Source organism: Streptomyces sp. CB01580, assembly GCF_001905795.1.
Lineage (GTDB): Bacteria > Actinomycetota > Actinomycetes > Streptomycetales > Streptomycetaceae > Streptomyces.
Window position 1 is genome coordinate 99,306 of record NZ_LIXJ01000010.1, and the last position, 18,313, is coordinate 117,618.

16 protein-coding genes are annotated in these 18,313 nt (G+C 72.8%); 7 read left to right on the forward strand and 9 right to left on the reverse strand.

Annotated features, from left to right (window positions below; translation table 11 throughout):
* Nucleotides 1-79: 79 nt before the first annotated feature.
* The gene (gene lysA, locus AMK22_RS16850; protein WP_073785817.1) at nucleotides 80-1,414 is read left to right on the forward strand and encodes a diaminopimelate decarboxylase; all 1,335 of its coding nucleotides are present in this window, start codon (nucleotides 80-82) and stop codon (nucleotides 1,412-1,414) included.
* Nucleotides 1,408-2,331, forward strand: a complete 924-nt coding sequence (locus tag AMK22_RS16855) for a LysR family transcriptional regulator (RefSeq protein ID WP_073785819.1) — start codon at nucleotides 1,408-1,410, stop codon at nucleotides 2,329-2,331. Before lysA ends, AMK22_RS16855 begins: the two co-directional genes overlap by 7 nt.
* 44 nt (nucleotides 2,332-2,375) lie before the next feature.
* Here AMK22_RS16855 and AMK22_RS16860 read toward each other — a convergent pair whose 3' ends face one another.
* Genes AMK22_RS16860 through AMK22_RS16880 form a run of 5 tightly spaced genes read right to left on the reverse strand, consistent with a single transcriptional unit; the run spans nucleotide 2,376 to nucleotide 7,462 of the window.
* Nucleotides 2,376-3,218: a serine hydrolase gene (locus AMK22_RS16860; protein ID WP_073785821.1), complete on the reverse strand. Its 843-nt coding sequence runs from the start codon at nucleotides 3,216-3,218 to the stop codon at nucleotides 2,376-2,378.
* The gene (locus tag AMK22_RS16865) at nucleotides 3,215-4,831 is read right to left on the reverse strand and encodes an N-acyl-D-amino-acid deacylase family protein (RefSeq protein WP_073785823.1); all 1,617 of its coding nucleotides are present in this window, start codon (nucleotides 4,829-4,831) and stop codon (nucleotides 3,215-3,217) included. The genes AMK22_RS16860 and AMK22_RS16865 overlap by 4 nt, the downstream gene beginning before the upstream one ends.
* Nucleotides 4,831-5,616, reverse strand: coding sequence for an amino acid ABC transporter ATP-binding protein (locus AMK22_RS16870; protein WP_073785825.1), 786 nt, complete (start codon nucleotides 5,614-5,616; stop codon nucleotides 4,831-4,833). The genes AMK22_RS16865 and AMK22_RS16870 overlap by 1 nt, the downstream gene beginning before the upstream one ends.
* Nucleotides 5,613-6,566, reverse strand: a complete 954-nt coding sequence (locus AMK22_RS16875; protein WP_073785827.1) for an amino acid ABC transporter permease — start codon at nucleotides 6,564-6,566, stop codon at nucleotides 5,613-5,615. The genes AMK22_RS16870 and AMK22_RS16875 overlap by 4 nt, the downstream gene beginning before the upstream one ends.
* An 8-nt stretch (nucleotides 6,567-6,574) precedes the next feature.
* Nucleotides 6,575-7,462 (reverse strand): ABC transporter substrate-binding protein, encoded by an 888-nt coding sequence (locus tag AMK22_RS16880; protein WP_073785829.1) that lies wholly within the window; start codon nucleotides 7,460-7,462, stop codon nucleotides 6,575-6,577.
* A 147-nt stretch (nucleotides 7,463-7,609) separates the two neighbouring features.
* Here AMK22_RS16880 and AMK22_RS16885 point away from each other — a divergent pair, with 147 nt between their 5' ends.
* A complete protein-coding gene (locus AMK22_RS16885; RefSeq protein ID WP_242434006.1) occupies nucleotides 7,610-8,557 on the forward strand; it encodes a hypothetical protein in 948 nt (315 codons plus the stop codon).
* Nucleotides 8,558-8,572: 15 nt separating this feature from the next.
* On the opposite strand, the gene AMK22_RS16890 is transcribed toward AMK22_RS16885, so the two are convergent.
* The 3 genes from AMK22_RS16890 to AMK22_RS16900 all read right to left on the reverse strand — a co-directional run bounded on the left by AMK22_RS16890 (nucleotide 8,573) and on the right by AMK22_RS16900 (nucleotide 12,162).
* Complete coding sequence (locus tag AMK22_RS16890; RefSeq protein WP_073785833.1) at nucleotides 8,573-9,106, reverse strand: Lrp/AsnC family transcriptional regulator; 534 nt, start codon at nucleotides 9,104-9,106, stop codon at nucleotides 8,573-8,575.
* Nucleotides 9,107-9,191: 85 nt separating this feature from the next.
* Nucleotides 9,192-10,607 (reverse strand): NAD(P)/FAD-dependent oxidoreductase, encoded by a 1,416-nt coding sequence (locus AMK22_RS16895; RefSeq protein WP_079186195.1) that lies wholly within the window; start codon nucleotides 10,605-10,607, stop codon nucleotides 9,192-9,194.
* A gap of 106 nt (nucleotides 10,608-10,713) precedes the next feature.
* Complete coding sequence (locus AMK22_RS16900) at nucleotides 10,714-12,162, reverse strand: aldehyde dehydrogenase family protein (protein WP_073785835.1); 1,449 nt, start codon at nucleotides 12,160-12,162, stop codon at nucleotides 10,714-10,716.
* 256 nt (nucleotides 12,163-12,418) lie between these two features.
* Between AMK22_RS16900 and AMK22_RS16905 the strand changes: the two genes are divergently transcribed.
* The 4 genes from AMK22_RS16905 to AMK22_RS16920 all read left to right on the forward strand — a co-directional run bounded on the left by AMK22_RS16905 (nucleotide 12,419) and on the right by AMK22_RS16920 (nucleotide 17,783).
* Nucleotides 12,419-13,906, forward strand: coding sequence for an APC family permease (locus AMK22_RS16905; RefSeq protein WP_079186196.1), 1,488 nt, complete (start codon nucleotides 12,419-12,421; stop codon nucleotides 13,904-13,906).
* Between the two features lie 142 nt (nucleotides 13,907-14,048).
* Nucleotides 14,049-15,200: a glycosyltransferase gene (locus AMK22_RS16910; protein ID WP_073785836.1), complete on the forward strand. Its 1,152-nt coding sequence runs from the start codon at nucleotides 14,049-14,051 to the stop codon at nucleotides 15,198-15,200.
* A gap of 108 nt (nucleotides 15,201-15,308) precedes the next feature.
* Entirely contained in the window at nucleotides 15,309-16,529 is a 1,221-nt protein-coding gene (locus AMK22_RS16915; RefSeq protein ID WP_073785838.1) for an FUSC family protein, read from the forward strand.
* 249 nt (nucleotides 16,530-16,778) lie between these two features.
* Entirely contained in the window at nucleotides 16,779-17,783 is a 1,005-nt protein-coding gene (locus tag AMK22_RS16920; RefSeq protein ID WP_073785840.1) for an alpha/beta fold hydrolase, read from the forward strand.
* Nucleotides 17,784-17,796: 13 nt separating this feature from the next.
* Here AMK22_RS16920 and AMK22_RS16925 read toward each other — a convergent pair whose 3' ends face one another.
* Entirely contained in the window at nucleotides 17,797-18,267 is a 471-nt protein-coding gene (locus AMK22_RS16925) for a galactose-binding domain-containing protein (protein WP_073785842.1), read from the reverse strand.
* Nucleotides 18,268-18,313 lie beyond the last annotated feature (46 nt).

The window sequence follows — 18,313 nt, forward strand, 5'->3', positions numbered from 1 at the left end:
CAGCCACGGAAGAATGCGCTTTTGTGTCCCCTCCCGCAGGCCGGAGGATGGCCGGGAACCGGCCCACAGGGGAGGAATCATGACGTCAGCCATCGAAACGGGGCTGTTGCCCCGCACGGCCGAGGCCCGCCCCGGCGGACTCGCCGTCGGAGGCGTCCCGCTCGTCGACCTCGCGGAGCGCTTCGGAACCCCGCTGTTCGTCTACGACGAGGAGCACCTGCGCCTGCGTTGCCGGGAGGCGGTCGCCGCCTTCGGCCAGGACAACGTCGCCTACGCGTCCAAGGCGTTCCTGTGCACGGCCATGGCCCGTCTCGCCCACGAGGAGGGGATGCTGCTCGACGTCGCCTCCGGCGGCGAACTGCGCGTGGCCCTGCACGCGGGCGTACCGGCCGACCGGATCGTGCTGCACGGCAACAACAAGAGCGAGACGGAACTGCGCACGGCGATGACGGCCGGGCTGCGGCACGTCGTGGTCGACAGCCTCGACGAGATGGACCGCATCGAGCGGCTGCACGCCGAGGAGCGGCTGCCGCCCGCGCACGTCCAGCTGAGGGTCGCCCCGGGCGTCGCCGCCGGTGCCCACGAGGCGATCAGGACCGGCGGCCACGACTCCAAGTTCGGCTTCGGTCTGGCGGACGGGGCCGCCGCACACGCCGTGCGGCGTGCCGACGGGTCCCCGGCGATGATCCTGGAGGGCATCCACGCGCACGTGGGCTCGCAGGTGCTGGACACCGCCGAACTCGGGGCCGGCGCCGCCGCCGTGGCGCGGTTCGCGGTCGAGACGCACGCCCCCCGGCTGACCGTCGGCGGCGGCCTCGGTGTCGCCTACGAGGCCGGGCAGACCGTGCCCTCGTTCGCCGACTGGGCCGCCGCGGTGCGCAGCGCCGTCCGGGAGGCGGGCTGGCACGACGAGGTCACGGTGGAGCCCGGAAGGTCCATAGCCGCCCGCGCCGGGCTGACCCTGTACCGGGTCGGGACGATCAAACGGATCGAGGGCGTACGGACCTACGTCGGGGTCGACGGCGGGATGAGCGACAACCTGCGCCCCGCCCTGTACGGCAGCCGTTACGAGGTCTTCCTGCCGCGCAGTCCGCACGCACCGCGGCCGTGGCGCGCGCGCCTGGTCGGCAAGCACTGCGAGAGCGGCGACGTGATCGTCGACGACGCCGCCCTGCCCGCCGGGACGGCCGTCGGGGACGTCCTGGCCACACCGGTCACCGGCGCCTACGGATACGCGATGGCGTCCAACTACAACAAGCTGCCGCGCCCGGCGGTCGTCTTCGTCCGCGACGGCGCGGTCCGCACCGTGGTGCGCCGCGAGACCGAGGAGGACCTGCTGCGTCTGGACGTCGACGAACCCGCGGGTCCCCTGGAGCGTTCCGCACCGGTACCGCCTAGTCTGACCCGATGCTGAACAGTGCCCGACTGCTCGTCCTTCTGGAGATAGCCCGCACGGGCACCATCGTGGCCGCGGGCCGGGCCCTGCACCTGAGCCCGTCCGCGGTCTCGCACCAGCTCGCCCGGCTGGAACAGGAGGTCGGGACCGCCCTGGTGGAACGTCAGCCGCAGAGCCTGCGGCTGACGGCCGCCGGAGCGCGACTGGCCGAGCACGCCCAGGCCGTGGCCGATCTGATGGCCGTCGCGCAGGACGATCTGCGCGCGCATTCCGAGGGCGAGGCCGGCGTCCTGCGCGTCGGCTTCTTCGCCTCCTCGGGCCTGGAGCTGCTGCCGAGGGCGCTGTCCGCCTTCGCCGCCGAGCGCCCGCAGGTGGAACTGGAGCTGATCCTCGGACAGCCGCACGAGACGGTGCCCGATCTGGAGGCCGGCCGGCTCGACGCGGCGGTCGTCTTCGAGCACCCACTGGACCCCTGGTGCCGCCACGCGGGCGTCGACGTCGAGATGTTCTTCGACGAACCCCAGCTGGTGGTCCTCCCGCTGGGCCACCGCTTCGGCCGCCGCACCACCGTCCGGCTCGCCGCCCTGGAGGGGGAGACCTGGATCGGGACGCACGGCGGCCGTACCGGCGAACCGGTGCTGGAACGCGCGTGCGCCACCGAGGGCTTCCGCCCCCGGATCCGCTGCCGCACCGACCACTACCAGGTCACGGTCAACCTGACCCGGGCCGGGATGGGCATCGCGCTCGTCCCGGCCCTCGGCCTCGCGGACAGCACGGGCGTCCACGTCTGCCGGCTGGACCACCCCCGGCTCCACCGCCGGATCGGGGTCGCCACCCGGCCCACCAACCGCAACCCGCTGCTGCGGATCTTCCTCGCGGAACTGCGGTCGGCGGCCGAGGAGATCAGGTCGCTGCTGGAGATGCAGTGGTCCTGACGGGGCGGGGCCGCCCCGGCCCCGTCAGGGGCGGAGCGGCCTCGTCAGGGGGCGGAGCGGCCGGCGCAGGCCGCGAGGGTGCGGCCGACGTCCCGCATGGCGTGCACCGCGGCCCGCTCGGCTCCCGGCCCCAGCGCCGTGTCCCAGTGCGCCACCACCGCGTACGCGAGCCGCCGGGCCCCGACGACGACACCGGCGTCCGCGCGGACCCCGGTGTCGGTGCCGGTCTTGTTGGCCACCAGCAGCCTTCCGGGAAGCGGATCCGGGAAGCCGGGCGCGTACGGGTCGTGGTCCACCAGGGCCGGGACGAGCCCGTGGTCGGTGTTGGCGCGCATCCATCCCAGCAGCCGCGTGGAGGCTGCGGGCGAGACCATCGTGCCGCGCGCCGCGTGCGTCACCAGTCGCGCCAGGTCCCTCGCGGTACCGGTGGCGAAGACGGGCGGCACGTCCGGGCCCCGGACGTCGCGGACCTTGTCGTGGAGCACGAGACGTCCCAGCCCGAGCCGCTGCGCCAACCGGGCCGTGGACTCCCGCCCCACCATGCGCAGCAGTGCGTTGGTCGCGGTGTTGTCGCTGACCGACGCGGTCAGCCAGGCCAGGTCCTCCACGCTCCAGCCGTCCCTGCTCATCCGGCGCAGCAGCCCGGTGCCGTCCGCACGGTCCTCGTCGAGGATCTCGACGATCCGGCCGGGCGGCAGCTCCCCGCTGTCCAGACGGCGGGACACCTCGGCGAGCAGCAGCAGCTTCGAGGCGGACGCGACGGGCAGCACCACGTCGTCGTCCACCCCCACCGCGCCCTCGCCGTCGACGTCGACGGCGCGGACGGCCAGGGTGAGCGGCAGTGCGGCCGACCGCCGTGCCGCCGCGGTCACCTGGGACAGACTCATCGGACCCTCACCACTTCCCCCGCCCGCGCGGCGGTCGGACGGCCGTCCCTGACCGCGACCCGTCCGGCGACCACCACGGTACCGATGCCCTCGGGCGCCAGCAGCGGACGCTCGAACGTGGCACGGTCGCACACCGTCCCCGGATCGAACACCACCAGGTCCGCCACGGCGCCGTCGCGGACCACACCACGGCCGGTGAGCCCGAACCGCCGGGCCGGCAGCCCCGACATCTTGTGCACCGCCCGCTCCAGCGACAGCAGTCGCTGATCGCGGGCGTAGTGGCCGAGCACACGGGCGAAGCTCCCCGCCCAACGGGGGTGCGGGCGGCCGGGCTTGGGGACGCCGTCCGAGCCGATCATCGACAGCGGACCGGCCAGCACCCGCCGGACGTCTTCCTCGCGCATGGAGTGGCTGATGATGGTCACCTCGCCCCGCTCCGCCAGCAGCAGGTCGCACACGTAGTCGACCGGGTCGACACCCTGCTCGGCGGCGAGATCGGCGACCCGGCGGCCCTCGGCCTCCGGACGGGACCGCGCGGCGGCCACCGCGATGAGGTCCCAGCCGCCGTTGCCCACGGTGTTCTCCCACCCCTCGACGCCCGTGGCGATGTCCGCCCGGATCCGGTCGCGGACGTCCTCCCGGCCCAGCCGTTCCAGCAGCGCGCCGACACCGCCCTCGCTCGCCCACGGCGGCAGCATCGCGTGCAGCACGGTGCTGCCCGCGGTGTACGGGTACACGTCGCACAGCACGTCCACCCCTGCGGCGCGGGCCCGCTCCAGCCGGGGCAGGGTGCGCAGCGTGGCCCCCCAGGCGTGCCGGCCCGCGGTCTTGTGGTGGGAGACCTGGAGCGCGGCGCCGGAACGCTCCGCGATCTCCAGCGCCTCCTCCAGCGCCGATTCCACCTGCGACATCTCGTCGCGCAGATGGGTGACGTAGGGCTTGCCGTGGCGGGCGGCGACCCGGGCCAGTGCGACGATCTCCTCGGTGGCGGCGTAGGTGCCGGGCGGGTAGATCAGCCCGGTGGACAGGCCCGCCGCGCCCTGCTCCAGCGCCCGGTCGAGCAGCGCGCACATGGCGTCCAGCTCGTCGGGGCGGGGCGGACGGTCCTCGAAGCCCATCACCCCGGCGCGCAACGTGCCGTGGCCCACCAGCGAGGCGATGTGGTTGTGCCGCAGCGCGGGGTCCTGACCGGCGGCGAACGCGTCGAAGTCCACCGCGGGCCGGACCGGACCGATCCCGAACGTCACCCGGAGGTGCTCGGCCAGCTCGGGCAGCCGCTTCGGCAGCGACGGGAACAGACTGGTCCCGCAGTTGCCGCAGATCTCCGTGGTGACGCCCTGGAGCAGCGGCGCGAGTCGCAGGTCGTCGGCCGGTTCCGGCACGCCGTCGCCGAGCGGCGCGGCCAGTGCGTCGGAATGGGTGTGCACGTCGATGAAGCCGGGGGCGACGGCCCGGCCGGACACGTCCAGGACCTCGGCCGCCGCGGCCGGCGTGCCCGCCGGGAGCACGGTGATCCGTCCGTCCGCCACCGCGACGTCCGCCTCCCGGGCGGGCGCGCCGGTGCCGTCGACGAGCAGTCCGCCGCGCAGCAGCAGATCCACGGGGCGGCCCATCACAGCACCGTCGACAGGAAGGCCCGCGTGCGCGCGTGGCGCGGGGCGGTGAACAGGAGGTCCGGGCTCCCGGACTCGACGACGGCGCCCTGGTCCATGAACACGACCCGGTCGGCGACCTCGCGGGCGAAGCCCATCTCGTGCGTGACCACGATCATGGTCATGCCCCGGCGGGCCAGGTCGCGCATGACGCCCAGCACCTCGCCGACGAGTTCGGGGTCGAGGGCGGAGGTCGGTTCGTCGAAGAGCATCAGATCGGGCTCCATGGCCAGCGCGCGGGCGATCGCCACGCGCTGCTGCTGACCGCCCGACAACTGCGCCGGGTAGTGGTCCGCGCGGTCCGCGAGACCGACCTCGGCCAGCAGCTCCAGGGCCCGCTTCGCGGCCTCGGCGCGGGAACGGCCCTTCACGGCGACCGGGCCCTCCATCACGTTCTGCACCGCCGTGCGGTGCGGGAACAGGTGGAACCGCTGGAACACCATCCCGATCCGCTCACGCTGGCGCCGCACGTCGCGCGGACGCATCTCGCGCAGGACCCGGCCGGACGTGCCGTGCTGCTCGTAGCCGATCAGCTCGCCGTTCATCCACACCCGGCCCGCGTCGATCCCCTCAAGATGGTTGAAGCAGCGCAGCAGCGTCGACTTGCCGGAGCCGGAGGGGCCGATGACGCACAGCACCTCACCGCTGCGGACGTTGAGATCGATGCCCTTCAGCACCTCGGTGTCACCGAACCGTTTGCGGACCTTGCGGGCCCTGAGGACCACGTCGCCCATGGCGTCGCTCATGCCGTCGCTCCCTTCCCGGCGTTCCGTCCGGGTCTCAGATCGGCCAGGATCCTGCGCCGCAGCGGCGGGGCGGCCCCCGGGCTGTAGCGGCGTTCGACCGCGTGCTGTCCGATGCTGGCGAGCGTGGTGAGGGCCAGGTACCAGAAGGACGCCACCAGCAGCAGCGCCACCACCTCGAAGTTGGCGAGGTAGAGGTGCTGGGAGACGGTCATCAGGTCGGAGCCCGCGATGACCGACACCAGCGAGGTCGTCTTGAGCATGGAGATGAACTGGTTGCCGAACGGCGGGACGATGACCCGCATCGCCTGCGGGAGGACGACCCGGAACAGGATCTGGCGGTTCGACATCCCGAGGGACGCCCCCGCCTCGCGCTGGCCGGGATCCACGCTCCCGATGCCCGCCCGGACGATCTCGGCCATGTAGGCGCCCTCGTTGATGGAGAGTCCGAGCAGGGCCGCCACGAAACCGGTGATGACCTGGTTCGACTGCCAGCTGATCAGCTTCGGCCCGTCGAACGGCACACCGATGCTGATCACCGGGAACAGCAGGGCCAGGTTGAACCAGAAGATCAGCTGGACCAGCAGCGGGGTGCCCCGGAAGAACCAGGTGTACGCACCGGCCGTGAACCGCAGCACCGGGCTGTCGGAGAGCTGCATCACCGCGACGACCACGCCGATGACGACGCCGACGGTCATCGAGACGAGGGTGAGCTGGATCGTCACCCACAGACCCTGGAGGATCACCGTGTCGAACTGGTACTCGGCGACGATGTCCCAGTGCAGGTGGGGATTGACGATGATGGTGTACGCGATCCACACCGCGAACAGCGCGGCGGCCAGCACCGCCAGCCAGCGCGCCGGACGGGGGCGGCGGCTCAGCCTGAGGGCGAGGTCGTCGTCGGGCGCTGCCGCGCCGTCCACCGGCGCCTCGGACGTTTTCTGGTACGTCATGTCCGTTCTCACTGCCCGTCGTTGACCGTTGCCTCGGTGACGGCGCTGTCGCCGACCTTCCAGGTGTCGAGGATCTTGCGGTACTCACCGCTGTCGATCAGCTCCTGCAGGGCCTTGTGCACCGCGTCGCGCAGTCCGGCCTGGCTCTTCGAGACCGCGATGCCCCACGGGGCGGTGCCATACTGCTTCGGCAGCACCTCGTACGCGCCGCTCTTCTTCTCGGTGAACATCCTGGCGACGGGGTAGTCGACGATGGTCGCGACGGCGCGCCCGCTGTCCAGTTGCAGCAGCCCCGTCGGCGCGTCCTCGCTCTGCGAGATCCGCATCTTCTCGCCGCACTTGGCGTTCTGCTCCTCGCCGATGCGGAGGTTGGAGCTGCCCTTGGCGAGGACGACGCTCTTTCCGCACAGGTCCGCGAGCGACGTGATGCCCTGCGGGTTCCCCTTCTTCGTCATGATGACGCCGCCGGTGCGGAAGTAGTCGACGAAGTCGACCGCCTGCCGCCGCTGGGCGCTGTCCGTCATGGACGACATGACCAGGTCGAAGCGGCCGGACTCCAGCCCCGGGATCAGCCCGTCGAACGCGGCGTTGGTGAGTTCCACCTTCAGCTTCAGCCGGCCGGCGACGGCCTTGGCCAGATCGGGGTCGACACCGGTGAGCCGGGTGGTTCCCGGCTCGTACATCTCCATCGGCGGGTACCCCACCGCGGTGGCCACCCTGAGCACCCCCTTCTGCCGGTACGGGTCGGGGAGCAGTTCGGCGGCCGACCGGGAGTCGGCGGCCCGGGAGGCACTGCCGGTCGGGGCGTCGCCCTGGTTGGAACGGCCGCAGGCGGTGGCCGCGAGGGCGACCATGGCCAGGGCTGCCAGACAGCGCAGAGAACGGTGACGTTTCATCTGATTTCTCCCTCAACGGGGTGGCGGTGCGCCGATGCTGGCAGCCGGGCCCCGGGGAATGGAAGATGATGAAGCCATTCATGCCTGACCATCGAATTCTGTACGGGTCCCGGCGCGGCCGGTCCCGGAACGGGAATGGGGCATCGCATGTCACGACCTCTCGGCCGGCGGGGCCTGCTGCTGTCGGCCGGCGGGCTGCTCGCCGGGGCCGCGGGCTGCTCGGGGACCTCCGGGACGGCGACGGGGCCGTCCGGACCCGCGTCCCCGCACGCGTCGCTCCCCGCGGCCACCGCCTGGCGCCCGAACCGCGACGACGTGGACCCCGACGTGAAGCTGCGGGCCGTCCAGGTGGTGGAGGCGATCGGCGCGTGGCCCGCCGGACAGGGCGGCGCGGCGGCCGCGAAGCGCCGGGTGGCCGCGCTGGCGGCGGCGCCGTCGCTGGTGGACGCGGCGGGCCCGATGAGGCCCGCCGCGGACGAGGCCGCACTCCAGGTGATCGACGCGCAGTACGGCGGAATCCTGGCGGACACCGCCAGCGTGATGGTGGCGTACCGGCAGTGGACCCCGGGCCGGGCCGGTGGCACCACCGTCGACGTACGGCTGAGGCGGGCGCGTCCGCGATGGGAGGTCACCGCGCTGCATCCGGGGCCGCTGCGCCCCGCCGCGCCCCGACTTCCCGCGGAGGCACGGCGGGTTCTCGATCACGCCCGGATCGGGCTTCCTCCGGCGGCGAGGGCCGATGTCCGCAGCGGGCACATCCGTCCGGCCGCGCTCGGGGCTCTGCTGGACCTGGCCGGCACGTACCGGATCGACGTCACCGTGTTCAGCTCCGGGCACCCGCTGTACGTGTTCGGCACCGACCGGCGCAGCGACCACCCGCCGGGCCGCGCCTTCGACGTGTGGCGCATCGACGGGCACCCGGTCGTCGACCGGGCGACCCCGCGGCGGTTGGTCGAGTCGTTCATGCGGGACGCCGCCGCGGCGGGTTCGTACAACGTGGGCGGGCCGGTGCGGGTGTCCGGGGGCGCGACGCCCAACCAGTTCTTCACGGACGACACCCACCACGACCACGTGCACGTAGGATTCGCGGGCTGACGCCCGCGGCGCGGCTCAGGCGCGCTGGTCGAGACCGGCGCCGAGCGGCGGCCGGGGAGCGTCGAGCAGCGAACTGTCCACCTCGCCGACGCCCCATCCGTACGCCAGCTTGTGCACCTCCAGCACGAAGAACGAGTCGGTGGAGACGACGCCGTCGATGAGATGCAGTCTGCGGTTCATCAGGTCCGTGAAATGGTCGGTGTCGCGGCAGATCACCTCCGCCATCACGTCGTACGTGCCCGCCGTCATGATCACGTAGGAGGTCTCCGGCAGCTCCCGCAGCCGTCGGCAGACCTCCTGCGCGGTGCCCGGCCGCACCCGGATGCCGACCATGGCGAACCGGTCGAATCCGATGGTCAGCGGGTTGGCGATGCCGACGATCTGCAGCGTGCCGTTCTCCTCCATGCGCTGCACGCGGTAGCGCACGGAGGAGGCCGGGATGTCCAGTTCCTCGCCGATCTGGCTGTACGGGCGGCGGCCGTCCGCCTGGAGTGCGGCGATGATCCGGCGGTCGGTGTCGTCCAGGGGGCTGCCACCCTGCGTGCTCATGCTGTTGCTCCGGCTCCCGTGCGCGGCCCGCCACCACGGGCGGGCCTGGCTCTTCGTCGTACGGGCCTATCCTGCCCGGCCCGGCTCAGGAGTCGAAGCCGAGGCCGAGTCGGTCCAGGGCGCGCAGCCACAGATTGCGGCGGCCGTCCGCGTCCTCGCGGGCCATGGACCGCCGGGTGGCCTCGACGCCCAGGTAGCGGACCGGCTCCGGGGGGAAGGGCACGGGCGGGCGGCGGATCATCGCGGGCCGGGTCCGCTCCGTGCGGCGGCCCGTGAGCAGGTCCAGCATGACCTGGGCGCCGTAGCGGGTGGCGCCGACGCCGAGCCCGGTGTAGCCGAGGGCGTAGGAGACCCGGCCCCGCGCGGCGGTGCCGGCGAACATGCAGAAGCGGGTGGTGGAGTCGATGACCCCGCCCCAGGCGTGCGAGAAGCGGACGTCGGCGAGGGCGGGGAACGCCTCGGCGAACTGCGCGGCGAGCGTGTCGAAGGTGGCGGGGCGCTGGGTGTGGGCCTCGTCCACGGGGCTGCCGTAGTGGTAGACGGCGTCGTAGCCGCCGAAGAGAATGCGGTTGTCGTCGGTCTTGCGGAGGTAGTGGAACTGGTTGCCCGCGTCGGTGATCCCGTGGTCGCCGCTCCAGCCGATGGCGGCGAGCTGGTCGTCGCGGAGCGGTTCGGTGGTGAGCGCGTAGTCGTAGACCGGGATCATGCTGAGGGAGAGGCGCCGGAGCAGGGGCCGGTAGATGTTGGTGGCGAGCGCGACCTGCCGGGCGCCGACCGCGGCGTACGGTGTGGCGAGCCGCACCCGGCCGGTGTGCCGGGCGGTCAGCGCGGTGACCTCGGTGTGCTCGGCGATGCGGACCCCCAGGTCGAGGCAGGCGGCGCGCAGGCCCCAGACCAGCCGGGCGGGGTCGAGGAGCGCGTAGTCCGGGGACCACAGGCCGGCGGTCCAGACGGGGGAGTCGACGTACTCGCGCAGCTGCGTGCCGTCCAGCAGCCTGGTGTGCTCGCCGAACCGGTGGGCGAGGGCGTGCGCGCCCTTGAGCCCCTCGGCCTGCCAGGGGGTCGCGGCGACGGTGACCTTTCCGCTGCGGGTGAATCCGCAGTCGATGCCGTGGGTGTCCAGGTCGCGGCGGAAGGCGTCGAGGTTCTCCATGCCGAGCCGGTGCAGCAGCCGGGCCTCGGCGGGCCAGCGCTCGACGCCGTTGGCGAGGCCGTGGGTGAGGCTGGGGGAGCAGAACCCGCCGTTGCGGCCGCTGGCCGCGTGGCCGCAGGTGTTCTGTTCGAGGACCAGGACGTCCCGTTCGGGATGGTCGCGCTTGGCGAGGAGCGCCGTCCACAGCCCGGTGTACCCGCCGCCGACGACGGCGAGGTCGCAGGTGGTGTCGGCGGTCAGCCGCGGCAGCGGCGCGGGGTGCTCGGGACGGTCCGTCCAGTAGGGGGCGGTCTTCGTTTCGCGCAGTCGGTTGCGGTGGTCGGTGGGGCGCGGGGCTGCGGTGGTCATGCGGTGGATACCTCGTTGCCGGCGTGGTGGGCGGCGTGGGCCGGGGCCCCGACGGGTGTGGTCGGGATCCCGGCCGACGGACGGACGGTCGGGTGGCGCGGGACGGTCAGAGGCTGATCACGCCGGTGCGGGTGTCGGTCATGTCCATGAGCGTCCACTTCCCGCCGATGCGGCCCCAGCCGGTGGAACGGCCGCCGGCGCCGCCGAACGGCATGTTGATGTCCCACCAGTTGTTGCTCTCGTTCACGACGACCTGGCCCACGGCCATCTCCTCGATGAACCGGAAGGCGGAGGTCATGCTGCGGGTGAAGACGGCGCCCTGGAGGCCGAGGCGGTCGTCGTTGGCGATCCGCAGCAGATCGTCCTCGTCCTGGCCGGTGATGATCGGCACGACCGGTCCGAAGGACTCCTCGCGGGACAGCAGGCTGTCCTCCGGCACCCCGTCCACCACGGTGAATTCGTAGTAGAGGTCGGTGGGGTGGCCCGGGGCGCGCCGGCCGCCGAGCAGGATGTCCGCGCCGCGCTCGCGGGCGTCGGCCATGTGCCGGTCCATCTTGGCCGCGACGCCCTCGTTGTTCAGCGGGCCCAGGACCGTCGCGGGGTCGAACGGGTCGCCGAGGGTGATGCGCCCGGCCTCGCGCAGCACGGCCTCGACGAACGCGTCGTGGACGTCCCTGTGCACGACGACGCGTTCGGTGGCGCAACAGACCTGCCCGGCGCACGGGTAGGCACCGTCCACGGCCGCCTTTGCCGCGGCCTCGACATCGGCGTCGGCGAGGACGACGAGGGGGCCGTTGCCGGAGCATTCCATGACGGAACGCTTGAGCCCTGCGGCGGCCTGGATCCTCGCCCCGGTCGCGGAGGAACCGATGAAGCCGATCGCGTGGATGCCGTCGTGGCGCACCAGGGCCTCTCCGGTGTCGCCCTCGCCGGGCACGATGTTGACCAGGCCCTCGGGCACTCCGGCGGCGGTGAACGCCTCCATCGCCCGGAGCACGGTCAGCGGGGTGTTGGCCGGCGGCTTGACGACGTGGGCGTTGCCGGTGGCGAGCCCGGGGGCGACGAACTCCGCGAGCATCAGCAGCGGGAAGTTCCACGGCGTGATGATGCCCCAGGTGCCCACCGCGCGGTGGAAGGTGAACATCCGCTTGGTGTTGTCGGTGGAGAGCAGTGTCTCGCCGTGCAGCCGTACGGCGTCCTCCGCGTGCAGATGGAACAGCTTGGCCGCCTCCTCGATGTCGGCGACCGACTCGGCGAGCGGCTTGCCCTGCTCCAGGGTCTGGAGGCGGGCGAGTTCGTCCACGCGCCGGCCGAGCTCCGTGCCGATGCGGTGACAGACCTCGGCGCGGTCCCACACATTGGTCGCCGCCCAGGCGGGCTGGGCCTCGTTCGCGGCACGCACCGCCGCGTCGACATCGGCGGCCGAGGGCACCGGGAACGTCCCGACGAGTTCGCCCGTGGCGGGGCTGACGACCTCGTGGTCACGTCCCGACGTGCCCTCGGTGCGGGTGCCGTTGATGAAGAGCAGGTGCCGGTCGGCGGTCGGGGTGGTCATGAGATGGCCTCTCTGTCCTGTCTTGACCGGAAAGGGCGCGTCGGCTCGAATGCCTCGTCTGCCCGAGTCCGGTGCGAAGCGATGCCTGGAGACTCGCCCAGCAATCAGCAACTGTCAAGACTGCTGGATCAGCAATCATGGGATTCGATCATTGCTTGTTCGTGAGTATTGACAGGCGTTTTTTCGCTCGCTTATAACCAGGGCCCATCGACACTCCTGCCGCGCCGACCGTCGCGCCCACCGTGAGGGGAACGTCATGCCGTCCCAGCCGAAGACCCCCGCCCCGCCCCCGTCGCCCGCACCTGACCCCTCGGCGTCGTCCGGTTCCTCCGGGCCGGATCCCACGGCGGGCGGGGCCGCCCCGGCACTGCCGAAGAAGATGAACTGGTTCGACGGGTTCGCGATGTCGCTGACCATGCCCGCCGCGCTCATCGCCTCGCTCGGTGCCTCCATCGGCGGCCTCGGCGCCTGGGGCGCCATCGCCCTGTGGGCGGTCTCCATGGTGCTCGCGACCGCCACCAACTGGATCTACACCGAACTCGCCGCGATGTTCCCCGACTCCTCCGGAGGGATCGCCCACTACGCGACCGAGGGATGGAAGAAGCGGGCCCCCGTGGTCGGCCCGATCGCGAGCATCGGCTACTGGTTCCCCTGGACGACGGCCCTCGCCGTCTACTCCGGGATCATCGGCTCGTTCGTCCAGGCCCAGTGGTTCCCCGGCCAGGACTGGAGTGTGGAGTACGGGCCGCTGAAGGTGGACTTCCCCATCGCCGTCGGCCTGCTCGTGATGCTGCTGCTGTTCGGCGCCGCCATGATCGGCCTGCACGTCGCCATGTGGGTCGTCTACGTCACCGGCGGCGCGCTGCTGATCCCTCTCGTCGTCTTCATCGTCGTGCCCCTGCTCTCCGGGGACTGGAGCGCACAGGGCCTGCACTGGAACCTGCACGGAGCCGCCGGTCTGCGCGAGGCGCTGGTCTGGCTGTACGTGATGGCATGGACGTCGTTCGGTGTGGAGGTGTGCGCGACCTTCGCGCCGGAGTACAAGGACACCGTCCGCGACACCACCCGCGCCCTGCGCGCCGGGGTGCTGTTCTGCCTCGGCGTCTTCGTCCTGCTGCCCCTGGCCCTGTCCGGGTACGTCGGCGAGAAGGCCATCGGCGAGGACCCCACGACGTTCTACGTCGGCGCCTTCCAGGACCTGGTGGGCGGGGCTTCCGACCTGATGGTGGTCTTCCTCGTCGCCTCGCTGCTGCTCATCATGATCACCGGGCTCGCCGACGGCTCCCGGGTGCTGTACGAGATGGGCAGGGCCGGACTCACCGTCAGACAGGTCGGGGTGCTGAACCGGCGCGGGGTGCCGGCCCGGGCGCTGCTGGTGGCCCTGATCCTGAATATCTTCGTGCTGACGGTGCTTCAGACACCGCTGGCCATCATCGTCACCGGCAACCTGGGATACATCCTCGCCCATGTGCTGGCGGTCTCCGGCTTCGCGCTGCTGCGCAAGGACCGCCCCGACGCCGTGCGGCCCATCCGGCTGCCCGCCTTCTTCGTGCCGCTGGCCTGGGCGCTGGCCGCGTTCCTCACCGTGGTGCTGGTGGTGGGCGCCACCGGCTTCTCCATCACCGGGTACGGCGGCTACACCGAACTGGGCGTGGCGCTCGCCGTCCTGGTGTTCTCCGTGCTGCTCTGGCTGTACCGGACCAAGGTGCAGGACCGGCGCCCCGAGCAGGACCCACCGGCCTGACGGCGCCGACGCGCACGGCGCGGCACGGCCCGCGCCGTCGCGCGAGCCCGGTCCGATCACGCCATCGCGCACGCCCCGAAGGCGCCGAACGAGGCGGAAAGCGCCCCTGTGTGAGCGGCCCGGGGCTACCTACGCTCGCACCATGCGTGTTCTCTTCTCCTCGACCCGCGGCTCGGGCCACTTCGGCCCCCTGATTCCCTTCATCGACGCGTGCACGGCACGGGGCGACGACGTCCTCGTCGTCGCCCCGCCCGGCCTCGAAACGTTATTGGCGTCCCGGCCCCAGCCGTACCGCATCGGCGCGAACCCCCCGGACGACGAACTGCGGCGGATGATGGACCGGTTGCGCCGCCTGCCCCCGGACGAGGGCGTGTCCTCGATGACCCGTGAGGTGTTCGGCCGGCTGTACCCCGACGCCCTGCTGCCCGCGCTCGACGAGGCCTGCCGCGAGTGGCGCCCCGATCTCGTGCTGCACGAGACGTACGAGCCGGCGTCGGTGGTGGCCGCCGAACGCCACGGCGTTCCGCACGCCCGGGTCGCGATCTGCGCCGCCCGGTTCGCGCGGGCGGGCGACCCGATGCTGGACGCCGCGCTCGACCGCTACGGCCCCGGCCTCGCGGACCGCATCCGGTCCTCCCCGTACCTGACACGGCTGCCGGCCTCCCTCGACCCCTCGCCGTACCCCGTGACCCACCGCTACCACGTCCCGGGGCCGCACACCGCGCCGCCGGAGGGGCGGCACCACGGCGAGGAACCGCTGGTCTACCTCACCCTCGGCTCCGAGGTCGGCGCCCTGCCGACCGCCCCCGACCTGTTCCGGGCGCTGCTCGACGCGATGGACGGACTGCCGGTGCGGGCGCTGCTCACGGTGGGGCGCGGCATCGACCCGGCGAGCCTCGGACCCCTGCCTCCCGGCGTCCGGGTGGAGAGGTGGGTGCCGCAGGACGACGTCCTCGGCAGCGCCTGTGCCGTCGTCTGCCACGGCGGCTCGGGCACGGTCTACGGCGCGCTGGCGGCCGGTCTCCCGCTGGTCTGCGTCCCGCTCTTCGCCGACCAGCCGTTCAACGCGGGGCTGGTCGTCGAGGCGGGCGCCGGGCTCGCCGTCACCCCGGCGAACGGCTCGGCCGGCACGACGGTGACGTTCGGCGGCGACGACGTCTCCCGCATCAGGTCCGCCGTCGAACAGGTGCTCAAGGACCCGGCGTACCGGACCCGGGCCGAGCAACTGGCCGACGAGACGCGGTCCACGGCCACCTGCGCGCAGCTGCTCGGCCTCCTCGACCCCCGCGGCTGAACCGCTGCCACCACGGCCCGCGGGCCCCACCGGCCTCCGGCACGTCCGTACGGTGGGGTTCGCGACCCGGGTGCGGTGCGGCGGCGCACCAGCGGGCATGGGAATGAGATGCCAGCAGTATCCGAGCCCGTGATCAAGCTCGTCCGGCGCACGACCGAGCCCGTCGGGGCGCAGACCCTGCGTTCCACGGCGGCGTCCGTCATCGCCTATGTCGTGGCGGTGTGGACCCTGCCGCATCCGGCCCCCCTCACCGCACCGCTCACCGCGCTCCTGGTCGTACAGGTCACCCTCTACGCCACCCTCACCACCGGGATCAGACGGGTGAACTCGGTCGTCGTCGGCGTGGTCATCGCCGGCGTGTTCAGCTCCCTGGTCGGCCTCAGCTGGTGGAGCCTCGGGCTGACGATCTTCGTCTCGCTGATCATCGGACGACTGGTGCGGGTCGACGAGTTCGTGCCCGAGGTGGCGATCAGCGCGATGCTCGTCCTGGGCGTCGCACAGGTCGCCTCCACGGCGCTGGACCGGGTGCAGGAGACGCTGATCGGTGCGGGCGTGGGCCTGTTGTTCAACCTGCTCTTCGCCCCGCCGGTATGGGTGCAGAGCGCGGGCGCCTCCATCGAGAGCCTGGCGACGTCGATGGGGGCGATGTTCCGCGCGATCGGCGAGGACGCCCACGGCCGGCTCCCCGTGGCCCGGGCGGCCGACCGCCTGCACGAGGCCCGCCGGCTGGACCACGACATCGTCGAGGTGGACGCCTCGCTGCGGCAGGCCGAGGAAGGACTCACGCTCAACCCCCGTGTCCGGCAGGGACTGCTGTACCGGGTCGTGCTGCGCACCGGTCTGGACACCCTGGAGATCTGCGCCGTGGTGCTGCGGGTGCTGTCCCGCACCCTGACCGACCTCGCCAAGGCCCGTACCGAGGAGACGCTGTTCCCCGCCGATGTGGCCGACTCCCTCCGAGAACTGTTCGGGCAGATGGCCGACGCCGTCGAGGCGTTCGCGGCGCTGATCACCACCCCGCTGGCGGAGAACGCCGAGGCGGCGGAGGACCGGCTGGCCCACGCCCTCGCCGCCGGCCGCACCACCAGGGACCGAGTGGCGGGGCTGCTCCTGGAGGACGTCCAGGAACACCCCCGCCAGTGGCAGCTGCACGGCGCGCTGCTCGCCGAGGTCGACCGGATCCTGGACGAGCTGGACATCGACAAGCGCACCGAACGGCTCGGCAAGGAACTCGACCGGCGCTCGGCGCAAGCGCACGAACGCCACCCCTGGCTGCGCGCGGTGTCCCGCAGACTGCGGGGCGGAGGCGACGAGTCCGAGCGGCGCTGAATCCGGATCCGACCGGATCCGCGGGCCGGGATCCGGCGCTGTCCCGATCCGGGCGGCACCGGGCGGGCGCGGAGCCGGACGAAGCGGGGGCCGATGCCGGACCGGTGCGGGGCGGGCGGCGGCTCGCACCGCCGTCGCTCACCCGGACGGTCGGCCGGTTTCACTCCGCTGCTTCCCGCGTCGCGCCGACCGGGCCGGACCCCGGGAACGCTGGGCTCACGACCCCGCCCCCGACGAAGAGAGACCAGCATGACCGCCTCAACCCCCACTGCCCCGCGCGCACGGACGGCCGGGCGCCGCGGACGGACCGTCGCCGCGGCCCTGGTCGCGGCCGCCATCGCCGCGCCGGCCGTACCCGCCGCGGCCGCCGACGGCGCCGATCCGGCGGACGGCAAGCCCACGGTGGTGCTGGTGCACGGGGCGTTCGCCGACGCCTCGGGCTGGAACGGCGTGGCGCAGCGACTGCGGAGCGACGGCTACCAGGTCGTGGTCCCGGCCAATCCGCTGCGCGGGCTCGCCGGTGACTCCGCACATCTGACCGACGAGCTGAAAGGCGTCCGGGGTCCCATAGTGCTGGTCGGTCACTCCTACGGCGGTGCGGTGATCAGCAACGCCGCCGCGGGGAACGCGCAGGTGAAGTCGCTGGTGTTCGTGTCCGCGTTCATGCCGGACAAGGGCGAGTCGCTGAGCGACCTGGGAGCGAGGTTCCCCGGCGGCCGGCTGAACTCGGCCCTGAGACCGAAGCCGTTCAAGAAGGCCGACGGCACCGAGGGCACCGATCTGTCCGTCCACCCCGACAGGTTCCGCGAAGTCCTCGCGGCGGACCTGCCGTCGGACACCGCCGCGCGGCTGGCCGCCGCCCAACGCCCCATCAGCGGGGACGCGTTCACGGACAGGGCGACCGCCGCGGCCTGGCGGACCATCCCGTCCTGGGCGCTCGTCGCCACCGGGGACAAGGCCGTCGTGCCGGATCTCGCCCGCTTCGAGGCCCGGCGCGCCAAGTCGCACACGGTCGAGGTCGACGCCTCCCACAGCGCGATGATGTCGCGCCCCGACGCCGTCGCCGACCTCGTCCGGCAGGCCGCGGGGGGCCGGGCCCCCGACACCTCGGCCCTTGCGTCGATGGGCACCGGCGCCCTGATCCTGGCCGGTCTCGGCGGACTGGCGGGCGTGGCCGCCCTGATCGGTGTGGGCCTCGTCGCGGCGGCCCGCCGACGCCGCGCCGCCGACGGCGGGCCGGGCCCCGCCCTCTGACCTCCGCCACCTCTCAGGAGCAGGCGCGCACCGCCACGATCCGAGGGCGGCGCGCGCCGTTCGTCGCGTCGACCCGCACCCGCAGGGCCGAGACCGAGCGCGGCGTGAACCGGTGGACGCGGTGGCGCCTGCGATTGCCCGTCTCCTCGGCCACCCGCTGCCAGGCGCCGTCCGCCCGCACCTCGACGTGGTAGTCCCGTACCAGCTCCGGCATGATCTCGAACGGTGTGCGGTGCAGGTGCAGGTTGTTGAGGTACTCGTCGACGTCGTCGTCGAAGACGAGCCGCACCGAACCGAGCACGACGGGGGAGTCCCAGTCGAGCCGCAGCCAGCCCGGACCCTCGTCCGCCGCGTGCCACAACTGAGGCCCCCCATAAGGACGTTGACAGCCGCCGACGGCCTTCTGCGGCAGGTAGGCGGCGGTGGTCCCGGATCGGAAGCAGAAGCTGCGCCGGCGCAGCCCGCGCGCCGGCCACTCGGTCACCAACTGGCGTTCGGTCCCTTCTCGGGTGGGCGTGACCGCGGACCGG

Excerpts from the sequence above, each read along its gene's own strand:
- lysA (WP_073785817.1), top strand. The coding sequence starts at position 80 with ATGACGTCAGCCATCGAAACGGGGCTGTTGCCCCGCACGGCCGAGGCC.
- AMK22_RS16855 (WP_073785819.1), top strand. The coding sequence starts at position 1,408 with ATGCTGAACAGTGCCCGACTGCTCGTCCTTCTGGAGATAGCCCGCACG.
- AMK22_RS16860 (WP_073785821.1), bottom strand. The coding sequence starts at position 3,218 with ATGAGTCTGTCCCAGGTGACCGCGGCGGCACGGCGGTCGGCCGCACTG.
- AMK22_RS16865 (WP_073785823.1), bottom strand. The coding sequence starts at position 4,831 with ATGGGCCGCCCCGTGGATCTGCTGCTGCGCGGCGGACTGCTCGTCGAC.
- AMK22_RS16870 (WP_073785825.1), bottom strand. The coding sequence starts at position 5,616 with ATGAGCGACGCCATGGGCGACGTGGTCCTCAGGGCCCGCAAGGTCCGC.
- AMK22_RS16875 (WP_073785827.1), bottom strand. The coding sequence starts at position 6,566 with ATGACGTACCAGAAAACGTCCGAGGCGCCGGTGGACGGCGCGGCAGCG.
- AMK22_RS16880 (WP_073785829.1), bottom strand. The coding sequence starts at position 7,462 with ATGAAACGTCACCGTTCTCTGCGCTGTCTGGCAGCCCTGGCCATGGTC.
- AMK22_RS16885 (WP_242434006.1), top strand. The coding sequence starts at position 7,610 with ATGTCACGACCTCTCGGCCGGCGGGGCCTGCTGCTGTCGGCCGGCGGG.
- AMK22_RS16890 (WP_073785833.1), bottom strand. The coding sequence starts at position 9,106 with ATGAGCACGCAGGGTGGCAGCCCCCTGGACGACACCGACCGCCGGATC.
- AMK22_RS16895 (WP_079186195.1), bottom strand. The coding sequence starts at position 10,607 with ATGACCACCGCAGCCCCGCGCCCCACCGACCACCGCAACCGACTGCGC.
- AMK22_RS16900 (WP_073785835.1), bottom strand. The coding sequence starts at position 12,162 with ATGACCACCCCGACCGCCGACCGGCACCTGCTCTTCATCAACGGCACC.
- AMK22_RS16905 (WP_079186196.1), top strand. The coding sequence starts at position 12,419 with ATGCCGTCCCAGCCGAAGACCCCCGCCCCGCCCCCGTCGCCCGCACCT.
- AMK22_RS16910 (WP_073785836.1), top strand. The coding sequence starts at position 14,049 with ATGCGTGTTCTCTTCTCCTCGACCCGCGGCTCGGGCCACTTCGGCCCC.
- AMK22_RS16915 (WP_073785838.1), top strand. The coding sequence starts at position 15,309 with ATGCCAGCAGTATCCGAGCCCGTGATCAAGCTCGTCCGGCGCACGACC.
- AMK22_RS16920 (WP_073785840.1), top strand. The coding sequence starts at position 16,779 with ATGACCGCCTCAACCCCCACTGCCCCGCGCGCACGGACGGCCGGGCGC.